At 60.3% G+C, this 18,229-nt stretch carries 16 protein-coding genes; all 16 read left to right on the top strand.

Annotated features, from left to right (window positions below):
- Positions 1-19: 19 nt before the first annotated feature.
- The gene (gene flgG, locus JFU04_RS21200) at positions 20-805 is read left to right on the top strand and encodes a flagellar basal-body rod protein FlgG (protein WP_005790105.1); all 786 of its coding nucleotides are present in this window, start codon (positions 20-22) and stop codon (positions 803-805) included.
- Between the two features lie 53 nt (positions 806-858).
- Positions 859-1,554, top strand: a complete 696-nt coding sequence (flgH, locus tag JFU04_RS21195; RefSeq protein WP_003214607.1) for a flagellar basal body L-ring protein FlgH — start codon at positions 859-861, stop codon at positions 1,552-1,554.
- A 27-nt stretch (positions 1,555-1,581) separates the two neighbouring features.
- The gene (locus JFU04_RS21190) at positions 1,582-2,670 is read left to right on the top strand and encodes a flagellar basal body P-ring protein FlgI (RefSeq protein WP_033901075.1); all 1,089 of its coding nucleotides are present in this window, start codon (positions 1,582-1,584) and stop codon (positions 2,668-2,670) included.
- Positions 2,671-2,674: 4 nt separating this feature from the next.
- Positions 2,675-3,940, top strand: coding sequence for a flagellar assembly peptidoglycan hydrolase FlgJ (gene flgJ / locus JFU04_RS21185; RefSeq protein ID WP_065909782.1), 1,266 nt, complete (start codon positions 2,675-2,677; stop codon positions 3,938-3,940).
- 10 nt (positions 3,941-3,950) lie between these two features.
- On the top strand, positions 3,951-6,005 hold the full coding sequence (gene flgK, locus JFU04_RS21180) for a flagellar hook-associated protein FlgK (protein WP_106803032.1): 2,055 nt from the start codon (positions 3,951-3,953) through the stop codon (positions 6,003-6,005).
- A 14-nt stretch (positions 6,006-6,019) separates the two neighbouring features.
- A complete protein-coding gene (locus JFU04_RS21175) occupies positions 6,020-7,651 on the top strand; it encodes a flagellar hook-associated protein 3 (RefSeq protein WP_201145662.1) in 1,632 nt (543 codons plus the stop codon).
- A gap of 275 nt (positions 7,652-7,926) precedes the next feature.
- The gene (locus tag JFU04_RS21170; protein ID WP_065909788.1) at positions 7,927-8,856 is read left to right on the top strand and encodes a ketoacyl-ACP synthase III; all 930 of its coding nucleotides are present in this window, start codon (positions 7,927-7,929) and stop codon (positions 8,854-8,856) included.
- 264 nt (positions 8,857-9,120) lie between these two features.
- Complete coding sequence (locus JFU04_RS21165) at positions 9,121-10,620, top strand: flagellin N-terminal helical domain-containing protein (protein ID WP_120449342.1); 1,500 nt, start codon at positions 9,121-9,123, stop codon at positions 10,618-10,620.
- Positions 10,621-10,694: 74 nt separating this feature from the next.
- A complete protein-coding gene (locus JFU04_RS21160; protein WP_120449340.1) occupies positions 10,695-11,045 on the top strand; it encodes a flagellar protein FlaG in 351 nt (116 codons plus the stop codon).
- An 80-nt stretch (positions 11,046-11,125) separates the two neighbouring features.
- Positions 11,126-12,526, top strand: a complete 1,401-nt coding sequence (gene fliD, locus JFU04_RS21155; protein ID WP_120449338.1) for a flagellar filament capping protein FliD — start codon at positions 11,126-11,128, stop codon at positions 12,524-12,526.
- Between the two features lie 140 nt (positions 12,527-12,666).
- A complete protein-coding gene (gene fliS, locus JFU04_RS21150) occupies positions 12,667-13,071 on the top strand; it encodes a flagellar export chaperone FliS (RefSeq protein ID WP_065909795.1) in 405 nt (134 codons plus the stop codon).
- Between the two features lie 41 nt (positions 13,072-13,112).
- On the top strand, positions 13,113-13,409 hold the full coding sequence (gene fliT, locus JFU04_RS21145) for a flagellar protein FliT (RefSeq protein ID WP_028617332.1): 297 nt from the start codon (positions 13,113-13,115) through the stop codon (positions 13,407-13,409).
- A 171-nt stretch (positions 13,410-13,580) separates the two neighbouring features.
- On the top strand, positions 13,581-15,056 hold the full coding sequence (locus JFU04_RS21140) for a sigma-54 dependent transcriptional regulator (RefSeq protein ID WP_065909797.1): 1,476 nt from the start codon (positions 13,581-13,583) through the stop codon (positions 15,054-15,056).
- Between the two features lie 110 nt (positions 15,057-15,166).
- Positions 15,167-16,378, top strand: coding sequence for a sensor histidine kinase (locus tag JFU04_RS21135; protein ID WP_106805615.1), 1,212 nt, complete (start codon positions 15,167-15,169; stop codon positions 16,376-16,378).
- Between the two features lie 6 nt (positions 16,379-16,384).
- Positions 16,385-17,761, top strand: a complete 1,377-nt coding sequence (locus JFU04_RS21130) for a sigma-54-dependent transcriptional regulator (RefSeq protein ID WP_201145661.1) — start codon at positions 16,385-16,387, stop codon at positions 17,759-17,761.
- Positions 17,762-17,893: 132 nt separating this feature from the next.
- Positions 17,894-18,223: a flagellar hook-basal body complex protein FliE gene (gene fliE / locus JFU04_RS21125; RefSeq protein WP_065909800.1), complete on the top strand. Its 330-nt coding sequence runs from the start codon at positions 17,894-17,896 to the stop codon at positions 18,221-18,223.
- Positions 18,224-18,229: the final 6 nt, after the last annotated feature.

Genomic DNA, 18,229 nt, shown 5'->3' with positions numbered 1-18,229 from the left:
GCGCACGAAGGAGAACAGCATGCTTCCGGCTCTATGGGTTGCCAAAACAGGTCTGTCCGCCCAGGACACCAACCTGACCACCATTTCCAACAACTTGGCCAACGTGTCGACCACGGGTTTCAAACGTGACCGTGCCGAGTTCCAGGACTTGCTCTATCAGATCAAGAAACAGCCGGGCGCCCAGTCGACCCAGGACAGCGAACTGCCGTCGGGCCTGCAACTGGGTACTGGTGTGCAGATCGTCGGCACCCAGAAGAACTTCAGCGCCGGTAACCTGCAGCAGACCGGCCAACCGCTGGACATGGCCATCAACGGCCGTGGCTTCTTCCAGATCCTGCAGCCGGATGGCACTACTTCCTACACCCGTGACGGTACTTTCCACCTGGACTCCAACGGCCAGATCGTGACGGCCAACGGTTTTGCCCTGGAGCCGGCTGTGGTCGTCCCAGCGGATGCCAAGACCTTCACCGTCGGCAACGACGGCACCGTGTCGATCACCGTCGCCGGCAACCCGGCGTCGCAAGTGATCGGCAACCTGCAGACCGCCGACTTCATCAACCCGGCCGGCCTGCAGGCCATGGGGAACAACCTGTTCCTGGAAACCGCCTCCAGCGGCGCGCCGCAAATCGGCACCCCTGGCCTCAACGGTTTCGGCACCACGCTGCAAAGCACCCTGGAAACTTCCAACGTGAGCACGGTTGAGGAGATGGTCAACATGATCACCACCCAGCGCGCCTACGAGATGAACTCCAAGGTGATTTCCACCGCCGACCAGATGCTTTCGTTCGTAACGCAGAATCTGTAATCAAGTCTATGGGGCGCTCTTGAGGGCGCCTGCAGCACCGTGAGGTAAGGGTCATGAATCGCTATGTTTCCGTTCTGGCATTGAGTGGGATTGCCGTGCTCGCGGGCTGTGTCGCCCCGACGCCAAAACCCAATGACCCGTACTACGCGCCGGTGTTGCCACGCACGCCGCTGCCGGCGGCGGCCAACAATGGCTCGATCTACCAGGCCGGTTTCGAACAGAACCTGTACAGCGACCGCAAGGCGTTCCGCGTGGGTGACATCATCACCATCACCCTGAACGAGAAGACCCAGGCCAGCAAGAATGCCAACTCGCAGATCGGCAAGACCAGCAAGACCAGCATTGGCCTGACTTCGCTGTTCGGCGGCGTGCCCAACACCAACAACCCGTTGGGCAGCGGTGACCTGAGCCTTGACGCCGGCTACAGCGGCGACCGTGCCACCAACGGCAAGAGCGCGGCAGGGCAGGGCAACAGCCTGACCGGCTCGATCACCGTGACGGTGGCTGACGTGTTGCCCAACGGCATCATCGCCGTACGGGGTGAAAAGTGGATGACCCTCAACACCGGCGATGAGCTGGTGCGCATCGCCGGCATGGTCCGCGCCGATGATATTTCCACCGACAACACCGTGCCGTCGACGCGGATTGCCGATGCGCGCATTACCTACTCGGGTACGGGTTCGTTTGCTGATGCGAGTCAGCCGGGCTGGTTCGACCGTTTCTTCCTTAGCCCGCTGTTCCCTTTCTAGGTGGCCACTTTGAAACTCAAACAGCTGATGGCGGCGGCACTCCTGCTGTCCCTGAGCGCCGTCGCCCAGGCCGAACGCCTGAAGGACATCGCCAGTATTTCCGGCGTGCGTTCCAACCAGTTGATCGGCTACGGCCTGGTGGTGGGGCTCAATGGCACGGGTGACCAGACCACCCAGACCCCGTTCACCTTGCAGACCTTCAACAACATGCTCTCGCAGTTCGGCATCAAGGTGCCGGCAGGCTCGGGCAACGTGCAGCTCAAGAACGTCGCCGCCGTATCGATCAGTGCCGACCTGCCGGCGTTTTCCAAGCCGGGCCAGGTGGTAGACATCACCGTGTCGTCCATCGGTAACTCGAAAAGCCTGCGTGGCGGCACCCTGTTGATGACGCCCCTGAAGGGTATCGACGGCAACGTCTACGCCATCGCCCAGGGCAACCTGGTGGTCGGCGGTTTTGATGCCGAAGGTCGCGACGGTTCGAAGATCACCGTCAACGTGCCGTCGGCCGGGCGTATTCCCGGGGGCGCCACGGTCGAGCGGACCGTGCCGAGTGGTTTCAACCAGGGCAACAGCCTGACCCTGAACCTCAATCGCTCCGACTTCACCACCGCCAAGCGCGTGGTCGACAAGATCAACGACATGCTCGGCCCTGGCGTGGCCCAGGCCATCGACGGCGGCTCGATCCGCGTCACCGCGCCGCTCGACCCAAGCCAGCGCGTCGACTACCTGTCGATCCTGGAAAACCTGGAAGTCGATCCGGGCCAGGCCGTGGCCAAGGTCATCATCAACTCGCGCACCGGCACCATTGTGATCGGCCAGAACGTCAAGGTCTCGCCAGCGGCAGTGACCCACGGCAGCCTGACCGTGACCATCACCGAAGACCCGATTGTCAGCCAGCCTGGCCCGTTGTCCAACGGCCAGACCGCAGTGGTACCGCGTTCGCGCGTCAATGCCCAGCAAGAAGCCAAGCCGATGTTCAAGTTCGGCCCCGGCACCACCCTGGATGAGATTGTCCGCGCGGTGAACCAGGTGGGCGCAGCCCCCGGCGACTTGATGGCAATCCTCGAAGCACTGAAACAGGCCGGCGCCTTGCAAGCCGACCTGATCGTGATCTGAGGCCATGGCCATGGATATGCGCAAGAGCGGGATCAGCAGCACGGCGGACTCGGGGTCCTACTCCGACCTGAACCGGCTTAATCAGCTCAAGGTCGGTGACGACAAGAACAGCGAAGGCAACATGCGCAAAGTGGCGCAGGAGTTCGAGTCGCTGTTCTTGAGCGAGATGCTCAAGTCGATGCGCTCGGCCACTGAAGCGCTGGGCAAGGACAACCCGCTGAACACCCCGGCGGCCAAGCAGTATCAGGAAATGTACGACCAGCAACTGGCGGTCTCGATGTCCCGCGAGGGCGGCGGTATCGGCCTGGCCGACGTGCTGATGCGCCAGATGCAGAAGAACAAGCCGGTGGACGCCCAGGCGGCCACCTTGCAGGGCCCGGCGGCAGCCGAGCCGGTGAAGAAAGCCGCAGTGCCGACCGAGATTGCCGCCGGCACCCAGGCCGAAGGTCCGCTGGGCCGTTCCAATGGCCAGCGCCCACTCTGGGCTTACCGCGTGGCGGTCCCCGAAGGCGCCAGCGCGCATGCCAACGATATGGAGTTGATGAACCAGCGCCGTATCGCCTTGCCGAGCAAACTGACCGATCGCCTGCTGGCCGGCATCGTGCCGAGCACCGACGCAACCACCGTGGCCCAGGCCGCGCCGCTGCGTAACAGCGCGGCTGCCGACAACGTGATCAACAGCAGCGCACGCACCTTTGCCGTGCCCAGCGGGCGCATGCAGGTGTACGGCCGCGCCGTCGCCCAGCCACCGTTGGCGCCGGCGAAGAAGGCCTTCAGCTCGCAGGATGAATTTGTCGCGACCATGTTGCCGATGGCCAAGGCGGCCGCCGCGCGTATTGGCGTCGACCCCAAATACCTGGTGGCCCAGGCCGCCCTGGAAACCGGTTGGGGCAAGTCGGTGATGCGCGCCGAAGACGGCAGCAGCAGCCACAACCTGTTCGGCATCAAGGCCGGCCAGAGTTGGCAGGGCGGCCAGGCGCGCGCAATCACCAGCGAGTTTCGGGATGGGGCGATGGTCAAGGAGACGGCACAGTTCCGTTCCTACAATTCCTATCAGGACAGCTTCCATGACCTGGTGACATTGCTGCAAAGCAATGATCGCTATAAAGAAGTTGTGAAGTCGGCCGACAACCCGGAACAGTTTGTACGCGAGTTGCAAAAAGCCGGATACGCAACCGATCCGGACTACGCCAGCAAGATTTCGCAGATCGCCAAAACGATGAATAGCTACCAGAACTACGCTGCCGCTGGCGCAACCACACATTTATAAGGTCTGAACCATGAGTTTGCTCAGTATCGGGATGTCAGGGCTTAACGCCGCTCAAGGATCGTTGTCGGTCTTGAGTAATAACATTGCCAACGCCAATACCGCGGGCTATTCGCGTCAGCAGACCACCCAGAGCGCCAATGCGTCGAACCCGTACGGCGGCGTGTTTATCGGCAGCGGTACGACCCTGGCTGACGTGCGTCGGGTGTACAACGAGTACCTGGACACCGCCTACCAGAACAGCACCGCGCTCAATAGCGATGCCGCGGCTTACCTGGACCAGGTCAGTGCCGTCGACAAGACGCTGTCGGACAAGACCACCGGCATGTCGGCCGTGCTCAGTTCGTTCTTCGCTGCCGTGCAGACGGCGTCGGCCAACCCCAACGATACGTCGGCCCGCCAGATTCTGCTCACCAACGCCCAGACCTTGAGCAACCGGTTCAACTCGATCTCCAACCAGTTGGGCCAGCAGAAAGAAACCATCAACAGCCAGCTGACCTCGATGGCCGACCAGGTCAATCAGCTGACGTCGTCGATTGCTTCCCTGAACAAGCAGATCAACCAGGTCCAGGGTTCGTCGAACACCACGCCGGCCAACCTGCTGGATGCGCGTGCCGAGGCAGTGCGCTCGCTGAACGAGTTGATTGGCGTGACCGCCAGCGAGAAAAACGGCGTGTTCAGTGTCAGCACCGGCAGCGGTCAATCGCTGGTGCTGGGTGACCAGTCCAACACGATTTCTGCAGTACCGAGCAAAGGCGACACCAGCCAATACACGATCCAGCTCAACATGGCCGGGAACACCGCCGTCGACCTGGGCAACGTGATCAGCGGCGGCAGCATCGGCGGCCTGTTGCGCTATCGCAGCGACGTGCTGATGCCGGCGATCAACGACCTGGGTCGGATTGCCATCGTCACCGCCGACGCGATCAACAGCCAGTTGGGCCAGGGCGTGGACCTCAACGGTGAGTTCGGCGCCTCGATGTTCAAGGACATCAACAACGCGGCGTCCGTCGCCCTGCGCAGCCAGGCGGCACAAGGCAACACGGGTGACGCCAGCCTGGGCGTGACGATTGCGGACAGCAGCAAGCTGACCAACTTCGACTACAAGGTCTCGTTCAACGATGGCACCAACCTCAACAAGGTCACCGTGCTGCGATCCGACGGCAAGGCCATGGGTACCTACGATCTGAGCGCCACGCCGCCGCCGGTAATCGACGGGGTTACCCTGACGATCAAGAACGGCGCGGCCGGGGTAAAAGAGGGTGACAGCTTCAAGGTCAGCCCGACCGCCAACGGCGCCAAGGAAATCGGCACCGTGCTGACCGACCCGAGCAAGATCGCGTTTGCCGCGCCGTTGCAGGGCGAGGCCGGCAAGAGCAACCAGGGCACCGGCACGTTTACGCCACCGACCCTGACGGTGCCCATCGACATTGAGGGCGGGGCTGACGCCGCGCAGCTGCGCGTCGGCATCGCCAACTCGATGCCGGTGAAAATGGTATTCGGCGACAAAGCCGCTGATGGCACCCAGAGCTACACCCTGAGTAACGCCAAGGGTGAGCCTATCGGCACGGGCACTATCGTTCCGGGCCAAGCCAACAAGATCACTATCAATGTGCCGATGCGCGATGCCAGCGGCACGTTGCTCGTCCCGGCCAAGAGCTTCAGCTTCGACACCACTGTGGCCGGTTCGCCGACCAGCGGTGACAGCACCTCGTTCTCGTTCAATGCCACCGGCAAGTCCGACAACCGCAACGCCCAGGCGCTGATCGGTCTGCAGACCAAGGCGACCGTCGGTGTTGGGGCGGATGGCAGTGGCGGGCTCAGCCTGGTGGGGGCCAACAGCAAGTTGGTGTCGACCGTCGGCGCCAAGGCCGCTGCAGCCACCACCGACACCACGGCTACCACCGCGCTGTTGACGGCCAACAAGAACGCGCGCAACTCGGTGTCCCAGGTCAACCTGGACGAAGAGGCGGGCGACATGATCAAGTTCCAGCAGTACTACACCGCGTCGTCGCAGATCATCAAGGCTGCGCAAGAAACCTTCAGTACGCTGATCAATAGTCTTTAAGGGAGCCTGGGACGATGCGCATTTCTACACAGCAGTACTTCGACACCAGTGCCACGCGCTATACGGATAACTACTCCAGCGTGGTCAAGGCGCAGCAGCAGGCGAGCTCCGGCGTGCGTGTGCAAACCGCCGCGGATGATCCCGTTGCCGCCCAGCGCCTGCTGATGCTGCAACAGCAGAAAGACATGCTGGCCCAGTTCAGCGGCAATATCACCAGCATTCAAAATACGCTGACCAACGAAGAAAGCGTCCTGACTGCGATCAGTAACACGATCCAGGCCGGTAGCCAGCTCGCACTGCGCGCCGGCGGCGTGACCAGTGATGCCGACCGCAAGTCGATTGCGGTCGAGGTGGGCGCGCTTGAAGATCAACTGCTGGGCTTGCTCAACAGCAAGGATTCGGCGGGCAACTACCTGTTCTCCGGCTCCAAGACCGATACACCGCCGTACTCGCGCAACAACGATGGCACATATAGCTATCAGGGCGACGAAAACGAGCTGAGCCTGCAAGTCTCCGAGACGCTCAATGTGCGCACCGGCGACACCGGCAAGACCATCCTCGAAGGGGCGGTCAACACCAGTCGTACCCAGTCCAATTACCTCGCACCTGCGACTGCGCCTGTGCCGCCGGCGATTTCGCCGCCGCTGGTGGATGATCACAAGGTTGCGATTTCGGCGGGCCTGGTGGGTTCGGGCATCGACTACACCAAGCAGTTCGCCGATGGCCAGCCGTACAAGGTGACCTTTACCAGCAGCACCCAGTACGTGGTGACGGACAAGGACAACAACAACATTACCTCGCAGCTGCCAGGTAATGGCACGTTCGATTCCACCAAGGAAGGCAGTGCCAGCATCAACATCCGCGGGGTGAAGTTCGATATCACCGTCGACCTCACCGATACCGCCACCGGGCCTGACGCCGATGCGCTGGTCGCCGGGCGTGAATTCAGCCTGAGCGCCAAGCCGGACGCCTTCAACACCTCGCGCACCCCGAGCAACACCTCGTCGGCGCAATTGACCAATGGCCAGGTCAGCAGCGCGGCCGGCTACGCCAGCACCTTTCCGAACAGCGGCGTGTTGATCAAGTTCGATGACACCGACGCGACGGCTTATAAAGTCTATGCCCAGCCGTACTCCGCCAACAGCAAGTCGATTGGCGAGGGCGTGATCAACGCGGGCACTCCACCGGCTCCGAACACGATCACCGCGGCGGGGGTCACCTTCGAGGTGAGCGGCACGCCGAATGTGGGCGATCAGTTCTCGATCGGCAACAGCACCCAGAAAACCCAGAACGCCCTCGACACCCTGGGCCAACTGCGCCAGGCCCTGCAACAGCCGGCAGACGGTATCCCGGGCGCGCGGGTCAAGCTGCAGGACGCCTTGAACGCGGCGGTCGCCAACCTCACCAGTTCGTCCGACCAGGTCGACAACGTGCGCGGTTCCATCGGCGCGCGGCAGAACGCGCTGACGGTGCAGGCCAGCGAAAACACCAGCGTTGGCCTGGCCAATACCAGCACCATGAGTGCGCTGGCCAACGTCGACATGGGCGAGGCGGCGATCAACTTGACCTTGCAGCAAACCATGCTGGAAGCCTCGCAACTGGCGTTTGTGAAAGTCTCGCAGTTGAGCCTGTTTAACAAGATGTAAGCGCTGGCATGTCAAGCGGCCCAGCCTGGAAACAGGCTGGGCCGTTGTCGTTTCTGGGATTTAATTGTTTGAAGGTTTTGCATAAAGCACACAAAATTGAGTGACCTGTGAGTCATAAAGCGCATCTTCACTGTATCGTGTGAAAAGGATAAGTCGTCACAGGGTCCGTGCGGGGCGGCTTTCAGCGAGATTTTTATGGGGTTATCCCCTTTATTGTCAGCACCCCAGGCGTGGTCCGGGGGTGTTCTCCAGCTATTTAGTATTGGGAAGCCACAATGATTGGCATAAAAAGCATCGCCAGTTACGTGCCGGCAGACGGGATCGATAACTACGCCCAGGGTGCCAAATTCGCCAAGGATGAAGAGTTCATCATTGGCAAGATCGGTTCGGCCTTCCTGCCACGCAAGGAAGCGGCGCAGGAAACCTCTGACCTGTGTGTCGAGGCGGTCAACGCTTTGTTTGCCAACAACCCGGATTTGAAGCGCGAGTCCATCGACGCGCTGATCGTCGTCACCCAGAACGGCGATGAAGAGGGGCTGCCCCACACTGCCGCCATCGTCCAGGACAAACTGGGCCTGCCGACTCACGTCGCCGCCTTTGATATCTCCCTGGGCTGCTCCGGCTATGTCTACGGCATCTACGCGATGAAGGGCTTCATGGAAGCCGCCGGCCTGAAAAACGGCCTGCTGATCACCGCCGACCCGTATTCGAAGATCGTCGACCCGGAAGACCGCAACACCACCATGCTGTTCGGCGACGCCGCCACCGCTACCTGGATGGGCGAAGACGCACCGTGGTTGCTCGGCAAATCCAAGTTCGGCACCGACGGTTCCGGCGCGCCGCACCTGAAGGTCAGCGATGGCGTGTTCTTCATGAATGGTCGCCAGGTGTTCAACTTCGCCTTGCTCAAGGTGCCGGCGCATTTGCACGAGCTGCTCGATGAGTCGCAGCTCAAGGCCGATGACATCGATGCATTCTGTATTCACCAGGGCAGTGCGGCGATTGTCGACGCCGTAGCGCGTCGTTTCGAAGATGCGCCGGTCGACAAGTTCATCAAGGACATGGTCGAGACCGGCAACACCGTGTCGTCGAGCATTCCGCTGCTGTTGGAAAAGCACGTGATGGACGCTACCTGGAAACGCGTGGCCATCAGCGGTTTCGGGGTTGGCCTGTCGTGGGGTTCGGCGATTCTCTATCGCCCGTGACGCTTTAATAGCGACAAACAAAAACGCCGATGATCGAAAGATCATCGGCGTTTTTTATTTGGCGCCAGAAAAGCCAATGTTTGTTGGGTTTTGTGCAGGCGTAAACCCTTGAATTGCAAGGGGTGGCACGGCGCCAGTAAAAAAAATCAAAAAAATCCTCAAGCAACTGCCCACCACGACGATAACTATTACGTAGGTTCTCAGGCCACACCCGGCGGTTGCCAGGGCCGGAAGCCGCAGTATCCATCCAACGAGGATTTCGTCATGGCTTTAACAGTAAACACCAACATTGCTTCGATCACTACTCAGGGCAACCTGAACAAAGCTGGCGGCGCCCTGGCCACTTCCATGCAGCGCCTGTCTTCCGGCCTGCGTATCAACAGCGCTAAAGACGACGCTGCCGGCCTGCAGATCGCTAACCGCCTGACCAGCCAAATCAACGGCCTGGGCCAAGCAGTAAAAAACGTGAACGACGGTATCTCCATCGCTCAGACCGCTGAAGGCGCGATGCAGGCTTCGACCGACATCCTGCAGAAAATGCGTACCCTGGCTCTGTCCTCCGCTACTGGCTCCCTCAGCGCTGACGACCGTAAGTCGAACAACGACGAATACCAGGCTCTGACTTCGGAACTGACCCGTATTTCGCAAACCACTACTTTCGGTGGCCAGAAGCTGCTGGACGGTTCGTACGGTACCAAGGCCATTCAGGTTGGCGCAAACGCCAACGAAACCATCAACCTGAGCCTGGAAAACGTTGCTGCCGATAACATCGGTTCGCAGCAGATCAAGTCGGCTGCACTGAAGCCAAACGCTACTGGCTACGGCGCTACCACCCTGAACGTTACTGGTAACGGTCAGACTGCTGCAGTAGAAGTAAAAGCGGGCGACTCGGCTAAGACCATCGCTGCTGGCCTGAACGGTGCCATCGGTGGCCTGAGCGCTACTGCCAGCACTCAAGTTAAGTTCTCGGTTGATGAAGCCAAGACCAAGGGTACTCCAGCAGGCGCGGATCCAGTCGCTAACCCAGCAGTTCCGGGCGTAGCCGCCAACTTCGAGCTGACTGTAGGAAAATCTACCGTTAAGTTCGTTGGCGTGACCGACACTGCTAGCCTGGCCGACCAACTGAAGTCCAACGCCGCCAAACTGGGCATCAGCGTTAACTACGACGAAGCCAAGGGGACTCTGGAAGTTAAATCCGATACCGGCGAAAACCTTTCGTTCAAGGCCGTTGGTACTGGCGCTGACGCAATTTCGGTTGACGTTAAAGACGGCAGCGGCAAATACGCTACTGATACCGTTCCAGCTGGCACCGCTACTGCTCTGGGTGCTACTGATGGCGCTGTAATCGTTGCTGCTGGTCAGGTTTCGCTGGATTCGTCCAAAGGCTACTCGATCGCTGATGCTGGCACCGCTGCTGTATTCGGTGGCGCTGACGTATCTTCCAAGAAGATCAGCGTTGCTGAAACCGACGTAACCGACGCCTACAACGCTCAGAACGCTATCGCGATTCTGGATAAGGCCATCGGCACCATCGACGGCGTTCGTTCGGGCCTGGGTGCTACCCAGAACCGTCTGACTACCACTGCAGACAACCTGCAGAACATTCAGAAGAACTCCACCGCTGCACGTTCCACCGTTCAGGACGTCGACTTCGCTTCCGAAACCGCCGAACTGACCAAGCAACAAACCCTGCAGTCGGCGTCCACCGCGATCCTGTCGCAGGCCAACCAGCTGCCATCCGCTGTACTGAAACTGCTTCAGTAATTCCAGCGCTTGGTAACTAACGGAAGGGCGCGTCTACGTGCCCTTCCGTTTTTTCGGTTTAGAGGAGATTGGACATGGACATGAGTGTAAAGCTGAACCAGTCTTATCCGCCGGTTGCACCTCAGAGCGCGCCTGTTCAGGTGGCAGCCGACAAAAGCACCACCCAAGTCCAGGAAACCCCCGCCATCGGCAAACAGCCTGAGCGTGCGGACCTGGAAAAAGCGGTAACCGACATTCGCGAATTCGTACAAGCTGCCCAGCGCAGCCTGGATTTTTCCATTGATGACACGACTCACCGTGTGGTGGTCAAGGTCATCAATACCGACAATGGTGAAGTGATTCGCCAGATTCCGTCGGAAACGGCATTGAAACTGGCACAGAGCCTCTCCAGCGCAAGCCACGTGTTGTTTGACGACAAGGCTTGAGCTGGCATGAAACTTGTTGCTGAGTTGTCTTGAGGCGTAATAAGTCAAGATAACGGCAGCCACCGAACAGGAGATAGATGATGGCGGGTTCAACGGTAAGTGGTATCGGTTCGAACATCGATACGCAAGCGATCGTGAAGTCCTTGGTGGACGCCGAAAAGGTGCCCAAGCAGACGCAGATCAATACCGCGTCCCAGAAGGCGACCACCACGCTGTCTTCGATCGGCAAGATTCAGGCGGCGCTGGATGCGTTTCGTGGTGCGCTGGACTCAATGACCAAGGACAGCAGTTTCACCGGCTTGACCGGTTCTTCCTCGGATGAAAAAGTCGCCACCATGACCGCCAGTAATACTGCGTCCAATGGTAGTTTCCGCCTGATCGTGGACCAGTTGGCCCAGGCGTCCAAATTGTCGAGCAAGAACTTCTCGGGTGGTACCTCGACAGTGGTGAATGCCACTGACAAGCCGACGACTCTGACCATCACGCAGTCCGGCAAGGGCTATGACGTCAACATTCCTGCCGGCGCGACCTTGCAGCAGGTGCGTGACTCGATCAACACCCAGTTCGGCACCTCGGGCTTGAGTGCGAACATCCAGACCGACTCCAACGGCTCGCGGTTGATCCTGACCTCGACCACCATGGGTACCGGCTCTGACCTGAAGCTGTCGGGTAATTCGGGGCTGGATCTTGGCTCCACGGTGGTTGATGAGCCCAAGGATGCGCTGTACAGCATCGACGGTGTTGCTTCGGTTTCCAAAACCAACAGTATTGAAGGTGCCCTGAGTGGTGTGAACATCAAGCTGGTGTCTGTGTCGACAGTCAAGACTGGCGACACCAGTAATCCACCGGCAAAGAACGCCACGCTCATCACCGTCAGCACCAACAACACTGCGCTCAAATCCGGCGTGAAGGGGTTTCTTGACTCCTACAACGCTTTGGTCACTGCCATGAACGCCGAAACCAAGGTCACCACCAACCTGGACGGTAGTACCACGGGGGCGACCCTGACGGGCGACTCCACCATGCGTTCGCTCCAGGCGGCGATTCGTAATGAGTTCAACGCGCTGTCGGGCACTGGTCAGTTCAAGTCCCTGGCTCAGTTCGGTGTGGTCACCAACTCGAGCACTGGTCTGCTGACGATCGACGACAAAAAGTGGGACGCAGCGGTAAAAACCAACGCTGCCGATATCAACAGCATGTTCACCGGCCCAAGCGGCATGCTGGCGCGCATGAAAAGCGCCACCGACGACTACGCCAAGTCCACCACCGGCATCCTGGCAACGCGTTCCACCTCGTTGTCCGACACGCTCAAGGACCTGACCAAGCAACAGTCCTCCCTGGACGAGCGCATGGACCTGCTGACCAAGAGCCTCTCGGACAAGTACAACGCCATGGACACCCTGGTTGCCCAGTTGCGCCAGCAAAGCACCAGTGTGATGACCACGCTCAATGCGCTGAACAACCCAAAGACCAATAGTTGATCGCTGCGAATAAAAAAAGGCCAGGCAACCTGCCTGGCCTTTTTTTATCGAGAGACGACTGGTGCTAAAGCTTTTTGCGAACCCGTCGACATATTGGTTACTGAAACCCTTTTCGCTGTCGCCTGTCACGAGGTAGAAACATGAATCCCATGAGAGCCCTTCGCCAATACCAGAAGGTCAATTCCCATGCTCAGATCTCCGAAGCCAGCCCTCATCGCCTGGTGCAGATGCTGATGGAAGGCGGGCTGGACCGCATGGCCCAGGCCAAAGGTGCGCTGGCGCGTGGTGACATCGCGCAGAAGGGCCTGATGCTCGGCAAGGCTATCGATATCGTGATCGGGCTGCGTGACGGCCTGGATGCAGAAAAAAGTGATAACCCGGCTTACGTCCAGCAGTTGGAAAGTCTGTATGCGTACATGACCAACCGCCTGATGGAGGCGAACCTGCATAACGACGCCGACATGATCGACGAAGTGGCGCGTTTGTTGATTACCGTGAAAGAAGGCTGGGATGCCATCGCCGCGCCACAGGCTGTAACCGAGTAAGGCGCAGCAGAGAAGGGCCTGAGGGCCTTGAGGACTATGTGATGAGCCAAGCACTGCAACGCATTGATGAAACCCGTGAGGCGCTGATGGGCGCGCTGGCGGACCGTAACTGGGACGCGATTGGCGAGCTCGACATGGGGTGTCGCGACGTGATCGAGCAGGTGCTCAGTGAGGCGCCGGTCGACGAGGATGCGTTGCGTGAGAAGCTTGAGAGCCTGCTCGCGGTTTACCAGCAATTGCTTGAGGTGACGACGGGCGAGCGGCAGGCGATTTTCGAAGAGATGTCGCAGATCAACCAAGCGAAAAATGCGTCAAAGGTTTACCATCTGTTCGGCTGAATGAGCTCAGTTAATCCGAACGGCGCGTCATATATTTGACTGTGCCAGCATTTTTGACTTAACTAGTGCTGTTTTCAGATTTCAGACGTCTAGTAAGGCATGAAGTCTTACAGGCGTCTCGATTGCCCTCACTCTTGGGGCAGAGCGTTTTACTAGGGAAGTTGCTATTGCATGTGGCGTGAAACCAAAATTCTGCTGATTGATGACGATAGCGTCCGCCGCCGCGATTTAGCGGTGATTTTGAATTTTCTTGGCGAAGAAAATTTGCCCTGCGGCAGCCATGATTGGCAGCAGGCGGTCAGCTCATTGTCATCGAGCCGTGAAGTCATTTGTGTGCTGATCGGGACGGTGAACGCTCCTGGCGCTGTTTTGGGCTTGTTAAAGACACTGTCAACCTGGGATGAGTTCCTTCCGGTGTTGCTGATGGGCGATATTTCTTCTATCGACCTGCCTGAAGACCAGCGCCGCCGCGTGCTGTCCACCCTGGAAATGCCGCCCAGCTACAGCAAATTGCTCGACTCCCTGCACCGTGCCCAGGTCTATCGCGAGATGTATGACCAGGCGCGCGAGCGCGGTCGCCACCGCGAACCCAACCTGTTCCGCAGCCTCGTCGGCACCAGCCGTGCGATCCAGCACGTGCGCCAGATGATGCAGCAAGTGGCCGACACCGACGCCAGCGTGCTGATCCTCGGCGAGTCGGGCACCGGCAAGGAAGTGGTCGCACGCAACCTGCACTATCACTCCAAGCGCCGCGACGGGCCTTTTGTGCCGGTCAACTGCGGGGCGATCCCGGCCGAGCTGCTGGAAAGCGAATTGTTCGGCCATGAGAAGGGCGCCTTTACCGGGGCGATCACCAGCCGTGCCGGGCGTTTCGAACTGGCCAACGGCGGCACGCTGTTCCTCGACGAAATCGGCGACATGCCGCTGCCGATGCAGGTCAAGCTGCTGCGCGTGCTGCAGGAACGTACCTTCGAACGTGTGGGCAGCAACAAGACCCAAAGCGTCGACGTGCGCATCATCGCGGCCACCCACAAGAACCTCGAAAGCATGATCGAGGTGGGCAGCTTCCGCGAAGACTTGTACTACCGCCTCAACGTATTCCCGATCGAGATGGCCCCGCTGCGCGAGCGCGTGGAGGACATCCCGCTGCTGATGAACGAACTGATCTCGCGCATGGAGCACGAAAAGCGCGGCTCGATCCGTTTCAACTCGGCGGCGATCATGTCCCTGTGCCGCCACGGCTGGCCGGGCAACGTCCGCGAGCTGGCCAACCTGGTGGAGCGCATGGCGATCATGCACCCCTACGGCGTGATCGGCGTGGTCGAGTTGCCGAAGAAATTCCGCTACGTCGACGATGAAGACGAGCAACTGGTCGACAGCCTGCGCAGTGACATGGAAGAGCGCGTCGCCATCAACGGCCACACCCCGGACTTCGGCTCCACCGCCATGCTGCCGCCCGAAGGCCTGGACCTCAAGGACTACCTCGGCAACCTCGAGCAGGGGTTGATCCAGCAGGCGTTGGATGACGCCAATGGCATCGTCGCGCGGGCTGCCGAGCGCCTGCGCATCCGCCGAACCACCCTGGTTGAGAAGATGCGCAAGTACGGTATGAGCCGCAAAGAAGGTGATGAACAGGCGGATGATTGACGCCTGTTTTCCAAACCGCTGAAATTTCAGCGGTTTTTTTTCGGCACAACTATTGCTACAGCCCTCGCAACGTTCCGTTTAACTGACGGTCAGCCAAGCGAGAGAGCATGATGCCCCACGCCGCCCAACTATCTTCGGTCCCTGTCCTGCAGGGGCCTGCCCCGTCTGTAGAAGAACTCAGCCGTAATGGCCTGGAGCAGGCTTTTTCGCTGTTCAACCAGATGTCGAGCCAATTGACTGACTCCTACAGCCTGCTGGAAGCCCGGGTCTCCGAGCTTAAAGGCGAGCTGGCGGTGGTCAGTGCCCAGCGCATGGAAGAGCTGGCCGAGAAAGAGCGCCTGGCCAACCGTCTGCAAAACCTGCTGTCACTGTTGCCGGGCGGCGTGATCGTGATTGACGATCAGGGCCGAGTGCGCGAAGCCAACCCGGCGGCCTGCGACATGCTCGGCCTGCCGCTGGAAGGTGAGTTGTGGCGTCATGTCATCACGCGCTGCTTTGCGCCGCGCGAAGACGACGGCCACGAAATCTCCCTGAAGGACGGCCGCCGCTTGTCCATCGCCACCCGTTCCCTGGATGCGGAGCCGGGCCAGCTGGTGCTGCTCAACGACTTGACTGAAACTCGTCACCTGCAAGACCAGCTGGCGCGCCACGAGCGTTTGTCGTCGCTGGGGCGGATGGTCGCTTCTTTGGCGCATCAGATCCGCACGCCCCTGTCGGCGGCGTTGATCTACGCCAGTCATTTGACTGATGAGCAATTGCCCGCTGCCACCCACCAGCGATTTGCCGGGCGCCTCAAGGAGCGCCTGCACGAGTTGGAGCACCAGGTGCGCGACATGCTGGTGTTTGCCCGTGGCGAATTGCCGCTGACTGACCGCATCACTCCGGCCGCGCTGATGCAGGCCCTGCAGGCTGCAGCCGCCACGCATATTCAAGACGTCCAGGTGCGCTGGCAGTGCGACAGTCATCTCGGTGAGCTGCTGTGCAACCGCGACACCCTGGTCGGCTCGCTGCTCAACCTGATCGAAAACGCCACCCAGGCCAGTGGCCCCGGCGCGCGCCTCAAGGTGCACCTGTACAGCCGCGAGCAAACCCTGCGCCTGTGCATCAGCGACAGCGGCAGCGGTATCGACCCGGTCGTATTGCAGCGCCTGGGCGAGCCGTTTTTTACCACCAAGACCAACGGTACCGGCCTCGGCCTGACCGTGGTCAAGGCGGTGGCACGTGCCCATCAGGGAGAATTGCAACTGCACTCCCGAGTCGGGCGTGGCACCTGTGCATTGATGACCTTGCCGCTGTTTTCATGCGCGGCAGGCGCGGAGTAAAAAGTAATGGCTATCAAGGTTCTGTTGGTGGAAGACGATCGCGCCCTGCGTGAAGCATTGGCTGACACGCTGTTGCTGGCGGGCCATGACTACCGGGCGGTCGGTTCTGCCGAGGACGCCTTGGAGGCGGTCGAGCAGGAAACCTTCAGCCTGGTGGTCAGCGACGTGAACATGCCCGGCATGGACGGCCACCAGTTGCTCGGCCTGCTGCGTGCGCGCCAGCCGCAACTGCCGGTGTTGCTGATGACCGCCCATGGCGCCGTTGAGCGCGCGGTGGATGCAATGCGCCAGGGCGCGGCGGATTACCTGGTCAAGCCTTTCGAGCCCAAGGCCCTGATCGAACTGGTGGCGCGGCATGCCCTGGGCGTGATCACGGCCAGTGACAGCGAGGGCCCGATTGCCTTCGAACCGGCCAGCGCGCAGTTGCTGGAACTGGCGGCCCGCGTGGCGCGCAGCGATTCGACCGTGTTGATTTCCGGCGAGTCCGGTACCGGTAAAGAGGTGCTGGCGCGCTATATCCACCAGCAATCGACTCGCGCCAAACAACCGTTCATCGCCATCAACTGCGCGGCGATCCCCGACAACATGCTCGAAGCCACGCTGTTCGGCCACGAAAAGGGCTCCTTTACCGGCGCCATCGCGGCCCAGGCGGGCAAGTTCGAGCAGGCGGACGGCGGCACCATCTTGCTCGACGAGATCTCGGAGATGCCCCTGGGCCTGCAGGCCAAGCTGCTGCGGGTGCTGCAGGAGCGTGAAGTGGAACGTGTGGGGGCGCGCAAGCCGATCCAGCTGGATATCCGCGTGGTGGCCACCACCAACCGAGACCTTGCCGGTGAAGTGGCGGCGGGGCGCTTCCGTGAGGATCTGTTCTACCGCCTCTCGGTGTTTCCGCTGGCCTGGCGTCCGTTGCGCGAACGCCCGGCGGACATCATTCCACTGGCCGAGCGCCTGCTGAACAACCACGTCAAAAAAATGAAGCATGCCCAGGCGCGGCTCTCGGCCGAGGCCCAGGCGTGCCTGATCGGCTATCCATGGCCGGGCAACGTGCGCGAATTGGACAACGCTATCCAGCGCGCGCTGATTTTGCAGCAGGGCGGCTTGATCCAGCCCCAGGATTTCTGCCTGGCCATGGGCAGTGGCGCGGCGCCGCTCCCGACCCTGGCAACGGTGCCGGTGGTCGCCGAAACCGAGACCGCCGGGGCCCTGGGCGACGACCTGCGTCGCCGCGAATTCCAGATGATCATCGACACCCTGCGTGCCGAGCGCGGCCGCCGCAAGGAAGCCGCCGAACGCCTGGGGATCAGCCCACGCACGCTGCGCTACAAGCTGGCACAGATGCGCGACGCCGGGATGGATGTCGAGGCTTATCTTTTCGCCACCTGATCGGTAACAAGGCGGACAAGCTTTGTCGCCTTTTCTTACGAGTTGCTACAGAGCTGGCACCCTTGTTGCTACCTCCCCTAGTAATTGCTGCGTAGTGTCAAAAATTTGCGGGTTGTCGGGAGAGAGAAGGTCATGAGCCAGGGTATTGAGTTCAATCGGTTGATGTTGGATATGCGCTCCATGCAAATGGATGCCATGGCTCAACCGAAATCCGTCGCGCCAGCGCCGGAATTGGGCCAAAGCAGCTTCGCCGACATGCTCGGCAAAGCCATCAACAAAGTCAGTGATACCCAGCAAGCTTCCAACCAGTTGGCCAATGCGTTCGAGATCGGCAAAAGCGGCGTGGACCTCACCGATGTGATGGTCGCCTCGCAAAAGGCCAGCGTCTCGTTCCAGGCCCTGACCCAAGTGCGTAACAAGCTGGTTCAAGCCTACCAAGACATCATGCAGATGCCGGTTTAAGGACGA

This window comes from Pseudomonas sp. TH21 (assembly GCF_016651025.1).
In the GTDB taxonomy this organism is placed as follows: domain Bacteria; phylum Pseudomonadota; class Gammaproteobacteria; order Pseudomonadales; family Pseudomonadaceae; genus Aquipseudomonas; species Aquipseudomonas aylmerensis.
Note: the sequence above shows the minus strand (reverse complement) of the source record. Positions and strands in the feature narration are given on the sequence as shown.

What these genes read in the sequence shown, in the direction of transcription:
- JFU04_RS21175 (WP_201145662.1), top strand. Translation starts at nt 6,020, where the DNA reads ATGCGCATTTCTACACAGCAGTACTTCGACACCAGTGCCACGCGCTAT.
- JFU04_RS21190 (WP_033901075.1), top strand. Translation starts at nt 1,582, where the DNA reads ATGGCGGCGGCACTCCTGCTGTCCCTGAGCGCCGTCGCCCAGGCCGAA.
- flgG (WP_005790105.1), top strand. Translation starts at nt 20, where the DNA reads ATGCTTCCGGCTCTATGGGTTGCCAAAACAGGTCTGTCCGCCCAGGAC.
- JFU04_RS21165 (WP_120449342.1), top strand. Translation starts at nt 9,121, where the DNA reads ATGGCTTTAACAGTAAACACCAACATTGCTTCGATCACTACTCAGGGC.
- fliT (WP_028617332.1), top strand. Translation starts at nt 13,113, where the DNA reads ATGAGCCAAGCACTGCAACGCATTGATGAAACCCGTGAGGCGCTGATG.
- flgJ (WP_065909782.1), top strand. Translation starts at nt 2,675, where the DNA reads ATGGCCATGGATATGCGCAAGAGCGGGATCAGCAGCACGGCGGACTCG.
- JFU04_RS21130 (WP_201145661.1), top strand. Translation starts at nt 16,385, where the DNA reads ATGGCTATCAAGGTTCTGTTGGTGGAAGACGATCGCGCCCTGCGTGAA.
- fliE (WP_065909800.1), top strand. Translation starts at nt 17,894, where the DNA reads ATGAGCCAGGGTATTGAGTTCAATCGGTTGATGTTGGATATGCGCTCC.
- JFU04_RS21160 (WP_120449340.1), top strand. Translation starts at nt 10,695, where the DNA reads ATGGACATGAGTGTAAAGCTGAACCAGTCTTATCCGCCGGTTGCACCT.
- JFU04_RS21135 (WP_106805615.1), top strand. Translation starts at nt 15,167, where the DNA reads ATGCCCCACGCCGCCCAACTATCTTCGGTCCCTGTCCTGCAGGGGCCT.
- flgH (WP_003214607.1), top strand. Translation starts at nt 859, where the DNA reads ATGAATCGCTATGTTTCCGTTCTGGCATTGAGTGGGATTGCCGTGCTC.
- flgK (WP_106803032.1), top strand. Translation starts at nt 3,951, where the DNA reads ATGAGTTTGCTCAGTATCGGGATGTCAGGGCTTAACGCCGCTCAAGGA.
- JFU04_RS21140 (WP_065909797.1), top strand. Translation starts at nt 13,581, where the DNA reads ATGTGGCGTGAAACCAAAATTCTGCTGATTGATGACGATAGCGTCCGC.
- fliS (WP_065909795.1), top strand. Translation starts at nt 12,667, where the DNA reads ATGAATCCCATGAGAGCCCTTCGCCAATACCAGAAGGTCAATTCCCAT.
- JFU04_RS21170 (WP_065909788.1), top strand. Translation starts at nt 7,927, where the DNA reads ATGATTGGCATAAAAAGCATCGCCAGTTACGTGCCGGCAGACGGGATC.
- fliD (WP_120449338.1), top strand. Translation starts at nt 11,126, where the DNA reads ATGGCGGGTTCAACGGTAAGTGGTATCGGTTCGAACATCGATACGCAA.